Consider the following 22860-nt stretch of genomic DNA (forward strand, 5'->3'; position numbering starts at 1 on the left):
CCTTCACCTCATTCTTTACTACTTAACATAAATTCCATTGTCCCATGCATATTGAACTTTTTTATAATAGCCATTATATTTGCCCTGTTTTTCTGTCTGATTGTATATCCAATCATTTATATCTGAATAAGAAGTTCCTGTTTTGTTATTTAAGGCACTTAACAAATCTTTCTGCTCCTCACTTGTAAGTGTTGCCGGAACAAATTCTTCCCTTTCCTGATATTTTCCTTTGTACTCCTGCTGACAATATACATAATTGTTCATGTCCTTGTACAATTTATTTAATGTAGCATAGTATGGATTTGATGTACTTGTTACATTTAAGGCCTTCATCATTGATTTTAATATATCAAGTCTGTTGTTGTTAATTGTCACAAGATTTAACACATTATTGTATAAGAAATTATGTCCCTTCAATGTACTCATTTTCTGGTTTTTATACAGAGAATCTGCTATCTCATACATATTTACAGTATAAATGTTATCTCCATATTCAATGCTTCCATCTGCCATTAATGCATATGCTCTTACAGTAATATTTTCCTGTAATGTGTAGAACATATAATCAAGACATTTAAAGGTCAGTCCATAATATTTCCAATACTTTGTGGAATACTGTGAATCACTCTTTGTACTCCAGTCAGGATATATTCCGTTTTCTGTCTCTTCATGTACCTTTATTGTCTTATTATCAGCCTTATCTATTGTCATCATTTCTTCAAGTTCAGCTCTTGTTTTTCCATCGGTAGCGTTTGCTATTGCATAAATCACACCAAACTTGCTGACTTTTTTTGTTTTAATTGTATTTCTACTTACACGACATACTACTCTGAATGATGGACTAAACTCTGACACACCACCTGAATCCTTATTACCATTCATCTGGAAGCCCTGTACCTCAACATCTCCTAAATCATTGTAAACATTGTTGCAAACAAGTTCCTGATCTGAATTAACACTGTCAATGCTTATGATTCTTCCATCTGTAACCTTAGAGTCTTTCTCCCATGAAGTTACATAATAATCATCGCTGAAAATCGTTGTATTCACATCTCTCTTCTTACTGTAATCGTCTTCTGAAACAGTTACCTTACAATTGTTGTATACATAGAGTTCTACCTTTTCTGAATGTTTAAGAGCAAATGTATACTGTCCTGTTGCTGTACTTTTAAGCTTATTATCTATTATTTTAGCTGCATCTATGGTATTTCCGTCTTTTTCTATCTTAATACTAAAGTTAAATGACTTATTTTTCTCGTTATCATCTACCATATTTCCGGAAACATTTTTGCTAATGGTAATTTTTCGAATAGGGTTATAAATATTAATAAAATTAACTGAATTGTCTGTTCCCGCTGAATACGTAAACGTTGCTGTATATGACAGGTTATCTATGTTTATTTTATCTTTTCCAACAGCTTCCGGTGTTCCATTTTTATCAACTGTTTCCAAATAGTATGGTAAATAGTTATTTTTTACGATAATTTCTTCAACAGTATATGGTTCTCCGACATTCAAAGTTGTGCCATCAAAAGTCACTGTATCAAAATATCCTTCAACTCCTCCACCACCTGGTTTTTCAATTTTAGTAAACTTATCTTTGTTCATTGGATGATCAGGCTCAGTCGACTGTAAAACTTCGCCTGCTTTGTTTTTCAGATTTACAATTACGCTATAATCGTTAGGTAATTCTTCAAGTCCCTGTATTTTTACATTGGCAACAACTACACCACTCTTATAGTAGAGTTTTAATACATTATGGTTATAAGCTACTGTCATGTTTCTGTCTTTATCATCCACATAAAATGCCTTACTTCCATCATTATTTTCTCCACTGATTTTTGCATCGTATAAAGTATAATCGCTTACTGCCCCCGGTGCCGGTATGCTTACTCTGTCATAAGGGTTTACTGTGCCTTTAACAGTCAAACCATCATTTTTTACTCCATTTACATAATACTCTATAACATAATCCTTTTTCTGCTGGAATTTTACATTATCAAGTAAACTTCCCACAGTCATATTCGGTGTATCACCGTCATTTCTCTTTGCACCACCTGCTGATACGAAGAAAAATCTTGTAAGATAATTATTTTCTCCGGAAGGAACATTATATATACCGTTATGATCATTCCACTGCCCTGCTGTTTCCTTACTTGTAACTTTCCACAACGTAGCAGTAACTCCATCAGGCAATTTAATTGTTGTACCTTTTGTGCCTTCCTGATTAGTTGTAATAGCCTTTACATCACTACGTTCGATTAATGCCTCAATCTGTTTGGATGTTGTATAATTTTGTGCACCATTAGCTGACATTGCAACAACATACATACTATTCTGGCACCAACGTCCTGCATAATCTAAGTCCCAATAACACTCTGACTTTGGTGTTGTTAAAATATCCTGATATAATGCACCTACATTTTCACAGTTAAGCTCTGCAAACTGGTCTCCATGAGCATTGTTTTTATACATTTCATCCTGTGTTACGGAGAACTGGGATACCTGTTCTTTTTCTCCTGAGGTTTTTAACTTTCTTCCATTTACAATTTCAATATCATGTCCTACACGGTTACTATTTGGCCCGTTAGTCCATCCCGGTGCTGTTGTTTTCCACATTAAACCTTCATATCCGTTAGGATACTGCTGTTCATCTTCGTTTATATTAAACGGAAATACCCTGTTGTCTTCATCTGACGAAAACATTGCCGGATACTCAAAATCTCCATTTTGAATGTCGTTGTAATATTGAACTTTATATGGATGTGACCACTGGGTTGTTCCTTCTTTTCGTACACGATAATACTGTCCACCGCCTAAGTCATGAGCAACATTTACCACATCATTTTTAATACCATTTCCACTTCCACTAAGAATTTGCAAATCATATCTCTTTTCAGAAACATCACTCCATGTATTTCCATCGACACTCTTTTGCCACTGATATGTAGCTCCATTTTCAGGATTCTTTACACTAAGACTTCCGCTTTCACTTAGTTTATCCTGTATAATTAATGATGATTTCCATATTCTTACTTTATATGTAAGGCTAAACTTTGGACTAGGATTTTCATTTTTTAATTCTGATTGATTGTAAATCTGACATCCTATTTCTGTCTCTACATAATCTTTATCTCCAAAATCAATGTTATCAGGCATTATATACTGCACCGTGGCCTGCGCCTGTCCTTTATATTTTGCAATATTTTCATCATGACTTGTAGCACCCCACAGGTTCTTTCCTGAGTTAGATGACGACCAGCATATCGTGTGTTGTGATAAATCCAAATACAAATCTCTTGGATTTGCATAGAAATACATACTCTGACCGGGTTCATATACCACTTCATATGTATCACCACTGCCAATAACATCACCCTGTACAAGGCTACTGTCAATCAATCCGTTATTTTCTGTATTTTGCAATTTTGAAACAGGATATATTCCATACGTTTTCTTTGCCTGATTGCTCCAATAATCTTTCTTTGCTACTTCAGTTCCCCATACTTCAAATTCATAAATTGAAACTCCCCAGTTGTTGTCTATGATTTTTGCATCAGCATACAATCTTATATACTGTGTTTTCACATCATCCATATGGATACTGTTTCCAAATTCCAGATTGGCATAATAATTCGATTTCTGAATTTCTGTTGAATCTCCCGGTTCAGTCCAATCCTTTATGGTTTTATAATCTTTCCATGTTTTTCCATCATCAGAAATCTGTATCCTAAAGCTCTTGGGATATGCCCTTTCAAATTTTAAATCAACAGAATCTATTCTGCATTGTTGTCCTAAATTAATTTCATACCATGGATTGCTATCTGTCTTAGGTGCTCCCCATCTTGTATTATCCAATCCATCTACTGCATTAGCAGGATTTGAAGTTTCAGCACTACTATCCGAACTGCTTACCTTTACTTCTGCATTTAGAGCAAGATCAGACAATTGTCCTTTTATTTTTGTTCCATATATCCTTATATCTCTTATGGACATTGCATTGTGAAATGCCATGTTAAGACATCGTACTTTTACATATCTTGCTTTTCCAAGACAAACTCCATCTGATTCATATACCTTTTTATCAACATTATCTGCTTTAAAACCTCTTACTGTTCTCGCCACAGTCCAATTGGTTTTGTCCTTTGATACAAGAATCTGGAAATCATTTGGATATGCCCTTTCAAACATAATATTCACTTTTTCAATTTCATACAATTTTTCTAAGTCTACAATCAGATAAGCCTTGTCACCTTCTTCTTTACTTGCCCATCTTGTATCCTCATCTTCATCCACTGCATTGGAACCATCATAACCACTCTGAGAACCTGATACTTCAACATTTTTTCCATATGCTAAATCACCATCTTCAGGCACTCTTTCCAATGTAAAGTAATCCACATTTACCTGTTGCCATGCATTACTTTCTGCATAAGGAATATTTGCAGCCCCAGTTATGTCTATCACATTTACACCTCTGTTCAGCGTCACTTCGGTAGTTATTTTCTTTACTGTAGTCCATCCGCCGGTTGTAGGTGCTGATATACTTTTCCAGTCACCGTCGTTTACACTATTTACTCTACAATCTATATTTGTATCCTTATTGCTTCCTGATGCATATGCCACTGTCAGCTTATACGTACCGGGATGTTTCACATCTACATAAGATGTAAGATATGCTCTTCCATTGTCAGGCCATGCATTCATTCCACCTACAGCCAGATTGTTTGAGAACTTTCCATCTGCCTGAAGAGTGTGTTCTGTTTCTGCATCTCCCTGAACAAATCTATGTGCATTTTCTGCTTCGTGTATGTCTCCTGAATCTTTTACTGTTTCAGGTTCATATTCAAACTGGAACCAGTCAAGATTACACACTGCTTTTGAGCCAGATGCCACAAATTTCAAATAAATTTCGTGATTACCTGATGGTATGCTGATGGCCTCTGCTGTGTCAGTATATTTACTCCAGTCACTGCCTGTTGAAGATGTAGTAACTGTGGCAGCCGGAGTCCCGGACATAGTACTGTCATCAACATATACTTCTACTTTTCCACCATTTCCATCTCTTACACTGTTTCTCAAATAAATTTTTGAAACTTTTCTGTCAAAGTTAATATTGTATTCTGTCCATTTTCCATCTGTAAGACCACCAAGATTTTTTCCGTCTACAAAGCTGTCGCTTTCTCCTTCAACTTTTATATCCCCTGAACTTTCATTAAAATCTTCAGCCTGAATTTTATTTCCTTTTAAATCTGTATCTAAAACACTGTTAAATGCTTTTTTATTTTCACCTTTATATGTTAATGAAAAACTATCTATATTTAACCATTCATCATTTACGTTTTTGCCATCTGTTCTACCATGTTCAGTACCCTCTACCCATTTCCAAACAGCACCTGATATATCAATCTTGTTTAATCCTTTTCGTAATTCTATCTGCATAGTTACCCTGTTGGTATTTTCCCAGTTAGAATCCACACTGCTGATGATTTTTGATTTCCATTTGTCGTTATCACTGCTGTTGATTCTGTACTGAAGCAGTGTAGTCATTGTTCCGGCATACTGAACTTCAAACTGATAGTATCCTGCATTTTCTGCTTTAACATATGTAGTCAAATAAGAACGGTCACGTTCAATCCAAGTGTTCATGCTGCCCACAGCCTTTCCACCTGAATACTTATCAGAACTTTGCACAGTGCTACTCTGTGCTGCTGAACCTCTTACAAAGGCATGTGCATTCTCTGCTTCGTGTAAATCAGCTGTGTTGCTTATACTTTCAGGTGCGAATTCAAATTTAAAATAATCCAAATTGCACACATTTCCTTCAGCAGTTACAAATTTAAAATATATTTTATGATTACCTGATGGCACAACTACTTCCTGTGAAATATCAGTATAGTTGGACCCTCCACCTGTTGAATTTACGTCAATTGATGCTACAGGAGTTGTAGACATTGTACTGTCATCAACGTACATCTGTATTCTTCCACCGTCATTACTGTTTGCACTGTATCTTAAATAAATTCTTGAAGTTTTTCTGTCAAAATTAATATTGTATTCTGCCCATGTGTTGTTTGTAAGGCCACCTAAGTTCTGTCCACTGGCATTTTCATTAGTCTCTACTTTTATATTGCTGTCTATTTCATCAGCATTTTCTGCTTCTATTATATTTCCAATAGTTTCTTTATTTCCTACCCTAAACTGGTTAAATGCCTTTTTGCTGTATGATTTTTCCATGTCTGTGCCGTACACACCTACTTCATATAAAGACATTCCACCATATTGTCCGCCACCATAATTTGCCCCTTTATAGCAACGCTGTACTGCTTGTACCTTAATGTATCTGGCACTTACACTTCCAAATTCTATATTGTCTACTCTATTTCCATTGGTTGCATTGTTTTCGTATATTCCTATGGCATTTACAGTTGTAACCAAACTATAATCTGTGCCGTTAACCGATTTATATATGTTATAAACTGTTGCATTTGCAGCTTCCCAGCTTAAATATAATTTTTCAACACTATAGGTCTCTCCTAAATCAACAACGTAATATGTAGAATCACCATTTGTTGCAGACCATCTTGTACTTTTATCATTGTCAATTGCTGCTTTTGGTGTACGGTCAATTGTTTCCTGACCACTTGCAGTTGCTGACACACCATTATAACGTGTGTAGTTGTAATATCTGCTATCTATAATATCCTGAAAAGTTTCACCTTCGGTTGTTTTTTTGAAAGAGCCTGTGGCTTCCACCGCTGATTCTCTAGTTGCTTTTACATCTTTTCCAAAAATGCCCACATCCCAAATGGATATTCCATATCGTCTGTTGTTTGAAGAATCTGTTATGTATTTTTCTCCTACATCTGTAATTCTTACATATCTCCCAATAACGGTATTTTTCAGTGATAATGTATCTATTCTGTTTTTTGCTGTAGTATAATCATTTAGGCTTATTGCTGTAACAGACTTAAATAAAACTCCATCGTTAGATACCTCAATTTTATAGTCAATTGAGCTTGCAACTTCCCAGCTTATATTTATTTTTGAAATTTCATATGACTGTTTTAAATCAATTGTAATGTAATGACCTTTTGTTTTATCTTCATTTGCCCATCTTGTATCAGCACTGCCATCAATTGCATTAGTTGCCACGTAGTCACCTGTCTTATCATCTGCCACTGCTGATGCACCATATCTTACATAGTTATACAAATCTCCATCTTTTTCAGAGCTATACCCTGTTTTAGAGTCATCAGCAATAACTGCTGTTACATTATTGGTTGCCATAATGGCCGCATCTGCCTTAACATTTTGTGGCGTAATAGTCACTCCTGTTAAAACCATGGCTACCGACAAAATCACGGCTACCGCTTTTTTCCAAAATAAACCTTTCAATTTTCTCTCCTCCTAAAGTTTTTTCCTCTGTTCATTTTTTATTTTTTTACTAACATATATACCAAAATTAGGCTGTTTGCATATATAATCCACGCAAACAGCCTTTGAATTGTTTAATTATTATGAATTTTAACTTTAATTTCTGTTAATGTCAAATACTTCCCATGCTCCGGCAACAGTTTCACTTGTAGCAAAAAGTTTACCACCGTCGTTTAAGTTTGCCTGAACATATTTTCCATTTGCCAATGAGTAAAGTGCATACTCTCCATCTGAAATCTTTTCAATAATGAATTTCTCCCATGTACCTATACTTCCACTTCTAGGTAATAACTGATTTTTCTCATCTATTACTGCACATACATACTTTCCATTGGATACGGATCTCAGGGATACTGTTCCATCATCGTTATTTACAATCTGGAATGTTTCCCATGCACCTCCACATGATGAACGGTTTGCCACTATTGTTTCACTTCCACCATTTTCTGCACAAACTACCTGTCCGTTTGCTATGGATGTAATATATGCATTTGAATTATTAAAATCTGCCTTTTCTACTTTTTCAATTACGATCGCTGAAGTTTTATCATTAAAATCTCCAAGGCCTGATGCATCTGTGAATAATGTTTTTTTACTTCCTGCAAATCCTGCATCGTTATACAATGTAACTTTGTAGCCATCTGCTACCTTAATTGAAGAAATCTGATCATTTTTAATTCCCTTAGAAATCATTGTGCCATAATCATATCTTCCTTCACTTAATGCTACAGACCAACCACTGTAATTTGAATTTTCATAAAATGTTGCTTTTGCAGAAGATGTCTCATCTCCCAATTTTTCAATATTAAATGCTTCCCAGGCTCCTGCTATGGAATCACTTCCGGCTATTAACTTGCCTCCGTTATCCAAGTCCGCCTTTACATATTTTCCGTTTTCTGCACTTCTAATGCCGTATTCACTGTCATTTATTTTATAAATTTGGAATTTCTCCCATGTACCAACGTTATCACTTCTTGGAACAAGTTGATTTTCTTCATCTAATACTGCACATACATATTTGTTATTTGCATCTGCTTTTATGCTTACTGTTCCGTCATCATTATTTATCAGATAAAATGTTTCCCATGAACCGCCATAGTTGTCTCTGTTTGCTACTATTGTTTCACTTCCACCATTTTCTGCTGCAACATATTTTCCATTTGCAACAGATTTGATACTGTATTTTCCATTTGACAATTTAACAGTATTATATGTAACACTTGATGAGCCATTCCACTTTTCAATTTTAATTGATGAAGTTTTGTCATTCATTTCATCACCAACATATGATGCATCACCTGTAAATGCCTTTGATGTTCCATTAAATCCTTCATCATTATATAATGTAACTTTGTAACCTGAATTTACTTTCAATGATGATATAGCGTCATTTTTAATACCTTTTGCAATGATATCCCTATAATTATATGTACCTTCCGGTAATGAAACTGACCATCCACCATAGTTTGAATTTTCATAGAATGTTGCTACATTATCATTTGTTGTATCACCGACTTTTTCAATGTGAAATGCTTCCCAGGCTCCTGCTATAGAATCACTTCCGGCTATTAATTTGCCTCCTTTATCCAAGTCTGCCTTTACATATTTTCTGTTTTCTGCACTTCTAATGCCGTATTCACTGTCATTTATTTTGTAAATCTTAAATTTTTCCCATGTACTAATGCTGTTGCTTCTAGGTGTCAATTGATTTTCTTCATCTAAAACTGCACACACATATTTGTTATTTGCATCTGCTTTTATACTTACTGTTCCATCATCATTATTAACAATATAGAATGTCTCCCATGAACCGCTATAGTTGTCTCTGTTTGCTACTATTGGATCACTTCCACCATTTTCTGCTGCAACATATTTTTCATTTGCAACAGCTTTGATGCTGTATTTTCCATTTGGCAATTTGACTGTGTTATATGATGTTGTAGTTGATGTCTGATTGTTAATCTTTTCAATTTTAATTGATGAAGTTTTGTCATTCATTTCATCTCCAACATATGACGCATCACTGGTAAATTCTTTTGATTTTCCTTTAAATCCTTCGTCATCATATATTGTAACTTTGTATCCGTCACTTACTCTAAGTGATGAAATCTGATCATTAACAATTCCTTTTGCTAAAATATCTTTGTAGTCATATGAACCTTCTTCTAATGAAACTGCCCTTCCACCATAATTTGAATGTTCATATAATGTTGCCACACCTGATGTGCTGTTGTTATCACTATCATCTGTTGTGCTTCCACCTGTAGATGTTACTGTTCCCGAAAGATATGGCTTTACCAAATTGTAAATCTTGTCATTTTTCCATCCGTTTGCTGTACCTACAGCTGACCATTTATTTTTAATTGTGTCTGCTGAGTCGTTATAAATATCAACTTTTTCAGGGTTATGATTATAAATACCCCATGAGCTGTTTCCTGTAACTTTGTATGACCATGTTGTCCAATGCCATCCCTGACTGTTGAAAGTTGACATTGCTGCCTTCCAGCCTTCTGACTGTTCGAAGCATGTAAACTCGCCTACAAATGTTGGCACTCCATAATTGTGATTTGCAATGTCTGAAACTTTACTTGAAAAGTATGACTTCTGTGCATCACTGCTATTTTGTGCACTCCATGGATAGTAATGGTATTCATATGCTACATTTGTCCAGCCATACTGTGAAGGTCTTGGCAAATTGTCTGCATCCCAACATGATTCCATTATAATAATATGATTGCTATCCTTTGAACGGATTGTATTGTAAATTTCATTATAAAAATCCCAATGTAAACTATATGTTGCAGCTGCCTTAATTCCCGGTTCATTTAAGATATCGTAAGCTGCAACTGCCGGATTGCCTTTGAAATGTTCTGCAATCTTTTTCCATAAATTTAAAGTTTTATCTTTATTGCTCTGATTGTAATATAACTGTTTTCCATCATTAATCTCTCCTGAATGATCCATACCATTTTGAGAACCAAATGCTCCGTGCATATCTAAAATAACATACATACCTCTCTGGCTACAGTTTTGTACAAACCAGTCTAATCTGTCAAAAGCATTAGATTTAAGATTTCCATTGTCATCACAAAGATTCATGTATGTAAATGGTAATCTTATAACGCTCATTCCCATTTCTGCACAATTATCAAAATCCTGTGTTGTCCAATAATTATTTTCGTATGTTGAGACCAACTCATCTCTCTTTGATGTTCCAAATCTATTTGCCAATGTTGTCATCATCGTCTTCTGGTCAGACGCATTGGTTGGATTCATCCAGTTTTCCTGAACAAGCCATCCTCCTGCATTGGTTCCTCTTAAATAAACAACATCTCCTGTTCCTTTTTGTTTTCTTATCTGTGTTCCGTTAACCTTCAAAAAGTCATTACTTCCAAGAGCCTCTCTGGCACTAACCTGAGTAATGCCTGTAATTTTTCCTGAAATAGCCATGCTAAATGTCATTGCAAATACCAATAACATACTAACCAATTTTCTAACTATTTTCATAAGTACCTCCTTATTAATACTATCAAAAAATTTTCGCCTATTACGTTATTAATATTCTATGTCGTAATGTTATCGGTATCAAGTCTTTAAATTTTAGAAAAATTGTTTTTTTTTAATTTTTCAAAAAAAGATACCTTTTTTCTGATAATAGTATGTTATTTATACATTTTCTAAAAATGTATAAATAAAGAATAGTCCCATACCTGACAAAGAACATTATAAACTTGGGTTACCCCCATGCTTCACAAAGAGCCGCAAAAAAAGACCACTACCTATTTAGTGATCTTTTCTATATTACTTAACAATATTTATCGATTAGTTAAGTTCTTTCTTTAAAGCTGCTCCAGCTTTGAACTTAGGAACGTTAGCTGCTGCAATTGTGATTTTTTCCTTTGTTGCAGGATTGATTCCCTGACGTTCAGGTCTCTTTGATACCTCAAAAGTTCCAAATCCAACTAACTGTACTTTATCTCCTTCTTTCATAGCTTTAACTACAACATCTGTGAAAGCCTTAACTGCCTTAGCTGCATCTGTCTTTGATAATCCAGCTTCGTTTGCAATAGCTTCTACGAATTCTGTCTTGTTCATCGTATTTCCTCCTTGATAAATTCTGCGATACATCTACGCGACACATACGCGCGTATCTATAAGTTATATACTCTATTATACAGTTTTTGTCAAGATAAAACCCGTTTTTTATGGTCTTAACCCCTTTATTCAAGGGCTTTTTGACGAATTATGAGAGTTTTCATTTTCACTTTAAGTCAAATTAAGATTCCATTTGTCTTCCAAGGAAATCTGCAGCCACCGATACAAGCTTTTTTTCCGTGTCACTAACCTGCTGTTTTTCTGTTTTTGACATCAAAACCACGCTCCCAATAACATCACCTTCACATATTATTGGAAAAATTATTTGTCCCATATGAGAAACATCCTGTCCATCAATTATTGTTATTGTTTTTACATTATCAGTGTCTGTATTAACAGTTTTTCTTTGTTCCATAATTTCCTCTAATTCATGGCTTATTCTTCTGCCAATATATTCTTTTTTCACACCGCCTGATACTGCAATAACCTGATCTCTGTCGCTAATAACAACATAACAACCGGATACTGCTGCCAGGCTCTCCGCATACTGTTTTGCAAAAGCATCTATTTCTCCGATTGGCGAATATTTTTTTAAGATTACTTCTCCATCCCTGTTAGTAAAAATTTCCATTGGATCACCTTCTCTAATTCGAAGTGTCCGTCTAATTTCTTTTGGCACTACTACACGCCCTAAATCATCAATTCTACGAACAATACCTGTTGCTTTCATTATTACTTCCTCCAATTTCATATTCAAGCAAAAGCGATTTTCACTCTTTTGCTATATATTAGTTTTGGAGTTAGTATGTGGAAGACACAGAAAATTATTCTTTTCTTTATGTGCATTTCATAGATTATGTATGAATAAATTATTTTTTATATATTTAATCAAATACTCTGGTCGTAGAACAGAAAGCCCGTTTGCAACAGTCTTACCCTCCAATAAAATTTTATAGTAATCATCATTTAGCAAAATAGCTTATAACAAAGATTTGTTTTAATTTTTAAAAATGTATATCTTCCTTGAACAACTAACGGTAGCTTATCATTTAAGTATTTAATTTCTTTCATTAAAACATTTTGCCGTAACGTCTTTTCTAAAAACTTATCTGTTCCCATAACACAAAAAAGATATCGGTCTCGCAACCGATATCTTTTTTACTCTAACCTACAATAAATAAAAGCATTCCAGCAATCACTAGCAGAATACATGCAATTACATCCAGTAAGTTTAATTTTGTATGTTCTTTTTTGTATTTTTCTAAATTATCTACAAGCCATAAAATTGCTGCCACTTCCATCAAGCCCCACTGTAGTCTTTCAATATCAACAGCAAAGCGTATTACTAATGCTAATACAAATAATATTGTAGGCACAATTTCAAATATAATCTGTTTAGATTTTTCATTTAATTTCATGCTACGACCTCTTTCTTCTAATTAAGTTTTTAGACCTGATTAGTTTTAGCCACTTCTTAGATTACTTTTGAAAGGAACTGTTTTAAACGTTCATTTTTTGGATTATCAAAAATTTCACTTGGTGTTCCTTCTTCAACAATCTTTCCGTCTGCCATAAAAATTACTCTTGAGGCAACTTCTCTTGCAAATGCCATTTCATGTGTTACAACAGCCATTGTCATGCCCTGATTTGCCAGATCCTTCATTACTGCTAGAACTTCGCCTACCATTTCCGGATCAAGGGCAGATGTAGGCTCATCAAAAAGCATAACTTCAGGATCCATGCAAAGTGAACGTGCAATGGCAACTCTCTGCTTCTGTCCACCTGAAAGCTGTGCAGGATATGCCTCTGCTCTGTCAGCCAGATTAACTACATTAAGAAGTTCCATAGCCTTCTTCTCAGCTTCTTCTTTTGACTTCTTTAATAACTTCATTGGCGCTATTGTCATATTCTTTAAAACTGTCATATGTGGGAATAAATTAAAATGCTGGAAAACCATCCCCATTTTCTGTCTGTGTAAGTTAATATTTACATTTTTGTCCATTAAGTTTACACCGTCAAAAATAATTTTTCCATCTGTAGGATGTTCTAAAAGGTTTAAAGTTCTAAGAAGAGTTGACTTACCACTTCCTGATGGTCCAATAATAACCACAACTTCACCTTTTCTAATATCTGTGGAAACACCGTCTAACGCTTTAATTTCCCCATCGTTATAATATTTTTTCACATCATCTACAACTATAAGAGAGCTATTATCGTTCATCATTTCGTAGTCTCCTTTCTAATTTACCAAGTAACCAAGAGAAAAACATTACCATAATCAAATAAACTGCTGCTACACCAAACAATGGCATAAATGCCTGATACGTAGCTCCTCTTACAATATCTCCTGCTCTTGTTAAATCAATTAATGCAACGTAACCTGAAACTGCTGTTTCCTTTAATAAAACAATAAATTCGTTTCCAAGCGTTGGAAGTACAGTCTTAAACGCCTGTGGAATAATTACATAAACCATTGTTTGAACATAGTTAAATCCAAGACTTCTTCCTGCTTCAAACTGTCCCTCGTCAATTGACATAATTCCACCACGAAAGATTTCTGCAACGTAAGCACCTGAGTTAATACCAAATGAAAGAATTGCCACAAAAATCTTATTGTTTGATGTAGCAAATATAATGTAATACATAATCATAATCTGAATTACTACAGGTGTTCCTCTTACAACTGTAAGATAAATTTTTGATATTATATTAAAAATAGCTAGAAGGATTTTTCCAAGTCCACCTTTCATTTCGCTATAATTCTTGTCATAAGATGCTCTTACTATAGCCACAACAGCACCTATTACAATACCTAAAATTAAAGCAAAGAAAGTTACAATTAATGTATTTCCCAGACCCTCTAAATATAATTGCCATCTGTCTTTATCTATAAAACTTATTTCAAATTGACGTTTTAAAGATATTGCGGAAATTATATTAACTTTTGTTGTTAAAACGTTTAATAAACTCTCCATTTTTACCTCTTTTTCCTAAAAATTAAGAGGTGTTCAATATAAATCGGATATTCACAATGTAATATCTTAACTTTATATTGCGGCACCTCCTAATTTGTATTTTTGTTCTTTAATTATTCTGCCTTAATATACTTGTTAATAATCTTCTGAACTGAACCATCATCAATTAATTCTTTTAATGCTTTGTTAATTTTCTTTCTTAATTCAGGTTTATCCTTTGAAACAGCGATAGCATAATCTTCTTCTGCGTATGCTGTTTTAAGTAATTTAAGTCCTTTGTTAGCCTTAACAAAAGCCTTAGCTGGTTCATTGTCGATTACAACACAGTCAATCTTTCCTGTTACAAGTGCCTGAACTGCATCAGCGCCCTTGTTATATTCTTCAACTGTTCCTGAGCCTGCTTCCTTTAAATCATCTGTACAATAAATATCACCTGTTGTACCAAGCTGAACACCAACCTTAACATTGGCACCCTTTTTTAATAAATCTTCGTTAGTCTTTATCTTTGAGCCTTCTTTTACGATAATTGCCTGTACACCTGTTGCATATGAATCTGTAAAGTCTACACTTTCCTTTCTTTCATCGCTAACTGTCATACCTGCAAGACCCATGCTAACTTTTCCTGACTGAACAGCAGGAATAATTGAATCAAAAGCCATATCTTCAATCTTGAAGTCCATTCCTAATTTGTCTGCAATCGCTTTACCAATCTCGGCATCAATACCGATTACTTCATTGTTTTCACGATACTCATATGGTGGAAATTCTGCGTTAGTTCCCATAATTAATGTCTTATCTCCATCATCTCCACTCTTACTGCTTCCGCAAGCTGTAAACATTGTTGCAGCAAGAACTACTGTCATTAATAATGCTAGTAATTTTTTCATTATTTTTTATCCTCCTAAGTATATTGATTTTATTACAAAACTATACACAATTATACTTAAAAATGCATATATTTGCAACAATAAAGATTTTTAACTAATAAAAAGAATGTCCCTTGCGACATTCTACGCACCGAGCGCCTGTTGCTTTAGCAACATTTTTCCTTTCGTGCGAGTGTGCATCCCTAGTGGAACATTTTTTACTTAATAAGAAATTCTGAAAGAATTTCTTATTAAGTAAAAAACAGCCTCTGCTAATGGCGCCCCTTTGTCATAAACATCACTCGCCATAAGCACAGACTGTACTTTATATTCATCGATTATAGGTCAGCTCCTAAAGTTGCTGCCATTACAGCTTTAATTGTATGCATTCTGTTTTCTGCTTCATCAAATACAACTGAATGTTCTGACTCAAATACTTCGTCTGTAACTTCCATCTCTGTAAGACCGAATTTCTCGTTAATCTGTTTTCCAATCTTTGTCTTTAAGTCATGGAATGCTGGTAAACAATGCATAAATACCACGCTGCCCTTTGCATTGTTAATCAAATCCATTGTTACTCTATATGGAAGCAAGTCGTTAATTCTTTCTTCCCATACTTCATCAGGCTCACCCATTGAAACCCAAACATCAGTGTAAATAGCATCAGCATCTTTTGTGGCAACCATTGGGTCTTCTTCAAATTCAATAATTGCACCTGTTTCTTTTGCAATCTTCTGACACTCAGCTACTAATTCAGGGTTTGGCTGGTATTTCTTTGGTGCACAACCTACGAAGTGCATACCCATTTTTGCACATCCAACCATAAGTGAATTACCCATGTTGTATCTTGCATCACCCATGTATACAAATTTCAAGCCTTCTAACTTGCCGAATTTTTCTTTTAATGTAAGAAAATCTGCTAGAATCTGTGTTGGGTGAAATTCATTTGTAAGACCATTCCATACAGGAACTCCTGCGTACTGTGCTAACTCTTCTACTAAATCCTGTCCAAAACCTCTATATTCAATACCGTCAAACATTCTACCTAAAACTCTGGCTGTATCGGCAATACTTTCCTTCTTGCCAATCTGTGAACCTGTTGGATCTAAGTATGTAACACCCATTCCCAAATCATGAGCTGCCACTTCAAATGAGCATCTTGTACGTGTACTTGTTTTTTCAAAAATTACTGCTATGTTCTTTCCTCTTAAAACATCAACTAATTTTCCTGCCTTCTTCTTTGCCTTTAAATCCGCTGCTAAATCAATTAATGCTCCAATTTCCTCTGGTGTAAAATCAAGTAACTTTAAAAAATGTCTTCCTGTAAAATTCATAATGACCTCCATTGTATTATTTTAAGAATCAGATTTATTTTCCTTTTTATCTTCCTTAGATTCTATAATATCTTTAATGTACTCTAGTATTTTAATACTCTTTCCTGATTTATTCAATGTTGGAAGAGTATTAAATATATGTTTCCTATATTTATTAATATTATTGACGTAACCTGAACTGCTCTTTTCAAGTTCAGCTTTTCTTGCCTTCAGTTTCTCAATATACCCGTTGCCGCTCTTGCCTAACTCGTCTTTCTTTTCAATCAGCTTCTCAATATACCCGTTGCCGCTCTTGCCTAACTCATCTTTCTTTTCAATCAGCTTCTCAATGTACTCGTTGCCACTCTTGCCTAACTCATCTTTTGCCTGCTCTGCTTTGTCAGCCATATCAATTGCTGAATTTCCCACAACATCTTTTATCTGATTTCCAATGTTGTTTAACTCCTCTGCAATTAAATCGAGCTGTCCAAGACTCTTCTTGATTCCAATAAGATTTTTCAATGTGACAATCATATCCACTGTAAAAATAATCACGAAGAAAATAATTAAAACAAGTTTGCCCATGTCTGGCATCTTTTTTACTAAAAACATAATTGGTGTGTGTACGAATTTCACCGCAAATACAACAGCAAATCCCCACATAATACTAAAAGGAAGGCAAATGTAGCCGCCTATGTTAAATGGTTTCTCCGAATAATCCCACCATCTCATGTGGAAGATTTTGTCAAGAATCCAACCACCAAATAATTCAACAGTTGAACATATAATCATTCCTCCTAAAAATAATAACCATACATTATTTTTTACAGGCAGTAATATTATTAGAACACCCACCATTCCACAACCATATATAGGACACACCGGTCCATTTAAAAAGCCTCTGTTGACTACTTTCCCGGTGGTAACTGCCACAAAGGCAACTTCCACACACCAGCCTAGAAAACTGTATATAAAAAACAAAAGCATTATTTCATAAACTGAGAAAATCATAACCCCTCCAGGTAAAACAAATTATTGTTAACAACGTTTCCCATTATTATAGGAAAAAAACAAAACTGACACAACCCACAAATATATATAAAAAGGTGCTGTATTAAATCCAATTAATCCCAAAACAAGGCGCAGAGTACTCCGCGCCTTGTATATATCATGTGGTAATTCCACATGGCAAACAAACTATTTAATTATCAAATTAATTTCCAACTAGAATAACTTGTCAAGTAACTGATATAAGTAACCCTGTGCTGGGAAAGTCATAGCAAATACAAGTGAAACGATTGTCATTAACTTGATTAAGATGTTAATTGATGGTCCTGATGTATCCTTGAATGGATCACCTACTGTATCACCAACAACTGCTGCCTTATGAGCTTCGCTACCTTTTCCGCCACCGAAACCACCTTCGATGTACTTCTTAGCGTTATCCCAAGCACCACCTGCGTTTGACATGAAGATAGCCATCATAACACCACAAACTAATGCTCCTGCAAGCATACCACCAAGTGCTGCTGCACCAAGTAAATATCCTACAACAAGAGGTGTAACTACTGCTAAAACTCCAGGAATAATCATTTCATGGAGAGCAGCCTGTGTTGAAATACCTACACATGACTTGTAATCAGGCTTTGATGTTCCCTTTAAAATACCGTCATCTTCTCTAAACTGACGACGAACTTCTTCGATCATCTTGTTAGCAGCTTTACCAACTGAGCTCATTGTAAGAGCTGAGAAAATAAATGGAAGCATACCACCAATTAAAAGACCGATAACTACTGTTGAATCTAAAATGTTAATGTTCTTAATTTTTGCAACTTCTGCGTATGATACGAATAATGATAAAGCTGTAAGAGCTGCTGAACCAATAGCAAATCCCTTACCAATAGCTGCTGTTGTGTTACCAACTGCATCAAGCTTATCTGTAATATCTCTTACACTGCTGTCAAGTCCTGACATTTCTGCAATACCACCGGCATTGTCAGCGATTGGACCATAAGCATCAACTGCGATTGTCATACCTGTTGTTGATAACATACCTACAGCTGCAAGTGCGATACCATACATACCAAGTAATTCAAATGAAACAAGTACACCAAGTACGATAAATAAAATTGGAATAGCTGTTGACTTCATACCAACTGATAAACCACTGATAATATTTGTTGCTGATCCTGTTTCTGAGCTTTCAGCAATTTCTTTTACACTCTTATATTTTTCTGATGTATACATTTCTGTAATCTTACCAATTGCTGTACCAACAACTAAACCTGCAAGTACTGCAAAGAATGCCTTGAATTCACCAAATAATGTATAACTTAAAATAGCTGAAGCAATAATCTGAATTGCTGTAGCTGTGTACTCTCCTAAGTTAAGAGCCTTCTGAGGATCAGAACCTTCTTTTCCTCTAACAAAGAATGTAGCAATAACTGATGCTAACACACCGATTGCTGCCATTGCGATTGGGAACATGATTCTTTCCATTCCGAAATCATCTCCACCTGCTACTAATGAAGCAACTGCTAAAGTTACAACTGATACTAAAGCACCAACATAACTTTCAAAAAGGTCAGCTCCCATACCTGCAACGTCACCTACGTTGTCACCTACGTTATCAGCGATAACGGCTGGGTTACGAGGATCATCTTCAGGGATTCCTGCTTCAACCTTACCTACAAGGTCAGCTCCTACGTCAGCAGCCTTTGTGTAAATACCACCACCAACTCTTGCGAAAAGAGCGATTGATGAAGCACCTAAACTGAATCCTGTAAGAACGCTAACTGCTTCTTCTGTAAATCCTGTTGTGTTCATAATGATAATAAGAATTACGCTAAGTCCTAAAATACCAAAACCTACAACGCAAAGTCCCATTACTGCACCACCTGAGAATGCAATTGAAAGTGCCTTGTTCATACCACTTTCCTTTGCAGCATTTGCTGTATGAACATTTGCCTTTGTAGCAACGTTCATTCCAACGTATCCTGCTAATGTTGAAAGTACAGCACCTACAATAAAGCAAACTGCTGTAAGCCAATCAATACCAAATCCTAACACTACGAAAAGTACGGCAACGAATACAATTAAAATCTTGTATTCTGAGAATAAAAATGCCTTTGCGCCTTCTGCAATAGCGCCGGAAATTTCTTTCATCTTTTCATTTCCTGCATCGCTTTTGTTAATCATTGCTGCCTTAATGCCTGCAAAAATAACAGCTATGATACCAGCGATTGGAGCTAAATAAATTAAATTCTCCATTTTTTCTCCTTTCAATATTAATGAAGTGATTTTTTCTCCATTGTCTTTTTCCATGCTCACTCTATCTTTTTTTTGAACACGGTATTGTTAAAATTATAACAAACTTTCGAGATATTTCAATACTTTATCATCAAAGGTTGATTATTTCAATAATTTTTTCTTATTTCAAATTTCCGATTTTTCACCATATAAAGTGAAAATATTTTGTACCTTTTGTCTATAAAGGTTTTTAGTCGTTATTAATTATGTAATGTTTCAACTAATAAAAGTTAATTTTATTAAGTTTTAATGTGCTTTTTCTACAATTTATTAAGTTTAGGCAAAGAATATTGTTTCCGTTATTATTTTCTCTTCGTGATAATGTATCTTCTGCAAAAACATATTTTAGCACAATAGCTAATTTCTTATTATATGAAAATAGCATCTGGTAGACTCTAACTTTTCTTCCTTCCAGATGCTACTTTTACTTACTTTCTTTTCATTGGTACAACCTGAAGAGTTTTTCCCAAAGAATTTAATATCTTCAAAACAGTTGATAACTGTGGATCCGTAACTCCTTTTTCCATTCTTGAAATTACAGGTTGCTTTATTCCACTCATTGCTTCCAGTTGCTTTTGTGTAATACCGTTCTCTTCTCTTGCATTTATCATTTCACTTATAATGTCAACACGTACTTTACTTTCGGCAATTTCCTCTGGCGTAAATAATTGTTTTTCCAATTCATCCCAAGATGAACCTCTTGGATTTATTTTTGCCTTACTCATAATCCCTGCTCCTTTCAATATTATATTTTGTTTCTTGAGATATTCTGTTTTTCAATTTGGTATTTTATTTTTCTTAACTTTTATGTTATACTTTATTTGGTTTGTGAAGTTTTTACTTTACAAAATTAAATATAACTGAAAAATATGAAAGGAGTACGCATATGAGACATGAATTAGATCACATCGACGAGCAGATAATTAAACTTCTTCACGAAAACGCCCGCACCCCCCTTAAAACTATTGCGAGCCAGGTTTTTTTATCTTCTCCTGCTGTTTCAGCAAGAATTGAGCGACTAGAACATGCAGGAATCATTACAGGCTACACTGCAAAGGTTAACCCGGCAGAGCTTGGATATCACATTAAGGCTTTTATTAATTTGGAAGTCAATCCTGATCAGAAAAAGGATTTCTATCCATATATTAAGAGTTGCAACAACGTTGTTGAATGTAACTGTGTTACAGGAGATTATGCAATGCTTGTTGAAGTAATGTTCAAGAGCACAGAGGAATTAGACCATTTCATCGGCGAGTTACAAACTTTTGGAAGTACTAAGACTCAGATAGTTTTCTCAACTTCCGTTGAACATCGTGGAATTCCAATGTCAGATGATTAGGAAATGAAACTTTTTAGGATGAGACTTGTTCTCATCCTTTTTTTTTCGCCTTTAAAATGATACCATATAAATACGTTAATAACTTGAGAACAAAATTCTATGTTTTTATATTATGGCATCATGGTTATACTTTTACCATAGTTATACTTTTAGTCTAATAAATTTGAACCATGTTTTATGATAAAAATTATCATTTACAACTATTATTAAGAAACGGATTATCATTATGAAATATCAATTAGAAATAAACTATTTTTTATATTTGTTAAAATGTGCAGTTGCGGACATAGTTCCGAAACCTGCCGAAAAAGAAATTAATTGGGAAGTTGTTTACAAATTCGCCAAACTTCATAAGGTGACTTCAACGTTATACTTTAGTATTTCAAAACTACCTGACGATTATAAGAGTTCAATTACTCACCTTGAAGAATATTCTCTTGATTATAAAAAGAATATTGTTTTAGATGTCAACAGAGCTTACGAATTAGAGAGAATCGAAAAAACTTTAGCCGAAAATAATATTGATTATATATTTTTAAAGGGAAGTGTTTCAAAAAAGTTTTACATTGATTCTTCAATGCGACCAATGAACGACATTGATATACTTTTTAGGGGGGCAGATTTAAAAGAGGTCACAAAATTATTTGAAGCTATGGGTTACGGCATTGCCCACAGTAGTGCCAAAGATATTTGTTGCATAAATAAAAATAACCACCTGCTAGTTGAAATGCAAACTCACTTGATTGATGAAGGCTACACTCTTTGGTACAACTATCTCGAAAAAATCTGGGAACATTGCAGTTTATTGCCTGACAAACCAAATCAATATTTAATGACTAAAGAAGATTTTTACATTTATCATGTTATACATATGGCAAAACATTTTCTAAATGGTGGCATCGGAATTAAGCATTTTCTGGATTTATATATTATGAATAAAAACAAATATATTGAAAGTGCTAAGGTGGATTCCTGTCTTGAAGCTTTAGGTGTTCTACAGTTCAAAAATACAATAGAAAACCTTTGCCTATACTGGTTTGATGGTGTGAATAATTTTGATAACCATAAAGATGTTGAACTTTTAACCAAATATATTTTCCTTGGTGGAGCATTTGGTAATTCACAGAATCAGGAAGCAGGTTCATTAGCCAAAAGTGGAAAGAAGAAGACTTCCTTAATAGCCAAACTCTTCCCACCAATTAATACAATGATTAATTTTTACGGCTCATTCCTGAAAAATCATAAATGGCTTCTGCCACTGTATTGGGTAAGACTTAATATAGAACGATTGCTTCGTTTTGATAAAAAAAGCAAAGCAAAACTAAAAATAATCAAATCCTTAAGTGATGAGGACATCAAAAATACAAAAGAAGTTTTTACAATCTGCGGACTGCTATAATTCAAGGCCCCTTATGATAGATTTTATCCTAAGGAGCCTTTTTATTTATTTTTTCCAAGAAAACAAATAACACAATCGATATCACTAATGTAGTCTATCTAAAATACAGACCTACATTTGTATTTCC

General features: G+C 34.5%; 14 protein-coding genes. 2 read left to right on the forward strand and 12 right to left on the reverse strand.

Going from position 1 to position 22860, the window contains the following annotated elements; genetic code table 11:
• Positions 1-18 precede the first annotated feature (18 nt).
• The 12 genes from ACQY63_RS07885 to ACQY63_RS07940 all read right to left on the reverse strand — a co-directional run bounded on the left by ACQY63_RS07885 (position 19) and on the right by ACQY63_RS07940 (position 20720).
• Entirely contained in the window at positions 19-7398 is a 7380-nt protein-coding gene (locus ACQY63_RS07885) for a discoidin domain-containing protein (protein ID WP_428245006.1), read from the reverse strand.
• Positions 7399-7533: 135 nt separating this feature from the next.
• A complete protein-coding gene (locus ACQY63_RS07890) occupies positions 7534-10944 on the reverse strand; it encodes a cellulase family glycosylhydrolase (RefSeq protein ID WP_428245008.1) in 3411 nt (1136 codons plus the stop codon).
• A gap of 315 nt (positions 10945-11259) precedes the next feature.
• Positions 11260-11532: an HU family DNA-binding protein gene (locus ACQY63_RS07895; protein ID WP_118435686.1), complete on the reverse strand. Its 273-nt coding sequence runs from the start codon at positions 11530-11532 to the stop codon at positions 11260-11262.
• Between the two features lie 181 nt (positions 11533-11713).
• The gene (spoVT, locus tag ACQY63_RS07900; protein ID WP_428245010.1) at positions 11714-12262 is read right to left on the reverse strand and encodes a stage V sporulation protein T; all 549 of its coding nucleotides are present in this window, start codon (positions 12260-12262) and stop codon (positions 11714-11716) included.
• A gap of 433 nt (positions 12263-12695) precedes the next feature.
• The gene (locus tag ACQY63_RS07905; RefSeq protein WP_428245012.1) at positions 12696-12950 is read right to left on the reverse strand and encodes a hypothetical protein; all 255 of its coding nucleotides are present in this window, start codon (positions 12948-12950) and stop codon (positions 12696-12698) included.
• A 56-nt stretch (positions 12951-13006) separates the two neighbouring features.
• Complete coding sequence (locus tag ACQY63_RS07910; protein ID WP_117999432.1) at positions 13007-13753, reverse strand: amino acid ABC transporter ATP-binding protein; 747 nt, start codon at positions 13751-13753, stop codon at positions 13007-13009.
• The gene (locus ACQY63_RS07915) at positions 13743-14507 is read right to left on the reverse strand and encodes an amino acid ABC transporter permease (protein WP_022166183.1); all 765 of its coding nucleotides are present in this window, start codon (positions 14505-14507) and stop codon (positions 13743-13745) included. The genes ACQY63_RS07910 and ACQY63_RS07915 overlap by 11 nt, the downstream gene beginning before the upstream one ends.
• A gap of 113 nt (positions 14508-14620) precedes the next feature.
• On the reverse strand, positions 14621-15394 hold the full coding sequence (locus ACQY63_RS07920; protein WP_022166182.1) for a basic amino acid ABC transporter substrate-binding protein: 774 nt from the start codon (positions 15392-15394) through the stop codon (positions 14621-14623).
• A gap of 317 nt (positions 15395-15711) precedes the next feature.
• Positions 15712-16707: an ornithine carbamoyltransferase gene (gene argF, locus ACQY63_RS07925; protein WP_022166181.1), complete on the reverse strand. Its 996-nt coding sequence runs from the start codon at positions 16705-16707 to the stop codon at positions 15712-15714.
• Between the two features lie 21 nt (positions 16708-16728).
• Positions 16729-17697 (reverse strand): putative ABC transporter permease, encoded by a 969-nt coding sequence (locus ACQY63_RS07930; protein ID WP_302689401.1) that lies wholly within the window; start codon positions 17695-17697, stop codon positions 16729-16731.
• A gap of 213 nt (positions 17698-17910) precedes the next feature.
• Positions 17911-19956, reverse strand: a complete 2046-nt coding sequence (locus ACQY63_RS07935; protein ID WP_428245015.1) for a sodium-translocating pyrophosphatase — start codon at positions 19954-19956, stop codon at positions 17911-17913.
• Positions 19957-20423: 467 nt separating this feature from the next.
• On the reverse strand, positions 20424-20720 hold the full coding sequence (locus tag ACQY63_RS07940) for a helix-turn-helix domain-containing protein (protein WP_022166177.1): 297 nt from the start codon (positions 20718-20720) through the stop codon (positions 20424-20426).
• A 161-nt stretch (positions 20721-20881) separates the two neighbouring features.
• Between ACQY63_RS07940 and ACQY63_RS07945 the strand changes: the two genes are divergently transcribed.
• Together ACQY63_RS07945 and ACQY63_RS07950 are read left to right on the forward strand one after the other, a co-directional pair.
• Positions 20882-21334, forward strand: coding sequence for an Lrp/AsnC family transcriptional regulator (locus tag ACQY63_RS07945; protein WP_022166176.1), 453 nt, complete (start codon positions 20882-20884; stop codon positions 21332-21334).
• A gap of 226 nt (positions 21335-21560) precedes the next feature.
• The gene (locus ACQY63_RS07950) at positions 21561-22733 is read left to right on the forward strand and encodes a nucleotidyltransferase domain-containing protein (RefSeq protein WP_022166175.1); all 1173 of its coding nucleotides are present in this window, start codon (positions 21561-21563) and stop codon (positions 22731-22733) included.
• The last annotated feature ends 127 nt before the right edge of the window (positions 22734-22860 follow it).

Origin of the sequence: Eubacterium sp. Marseille-QA0814 (assembly GCF_965119675.1) — a bacterium.
GTDB lineage: Bacteria > Bacillota > Clostridia > Lachnospirales > Lachnospiraceae > Eubacterium_G.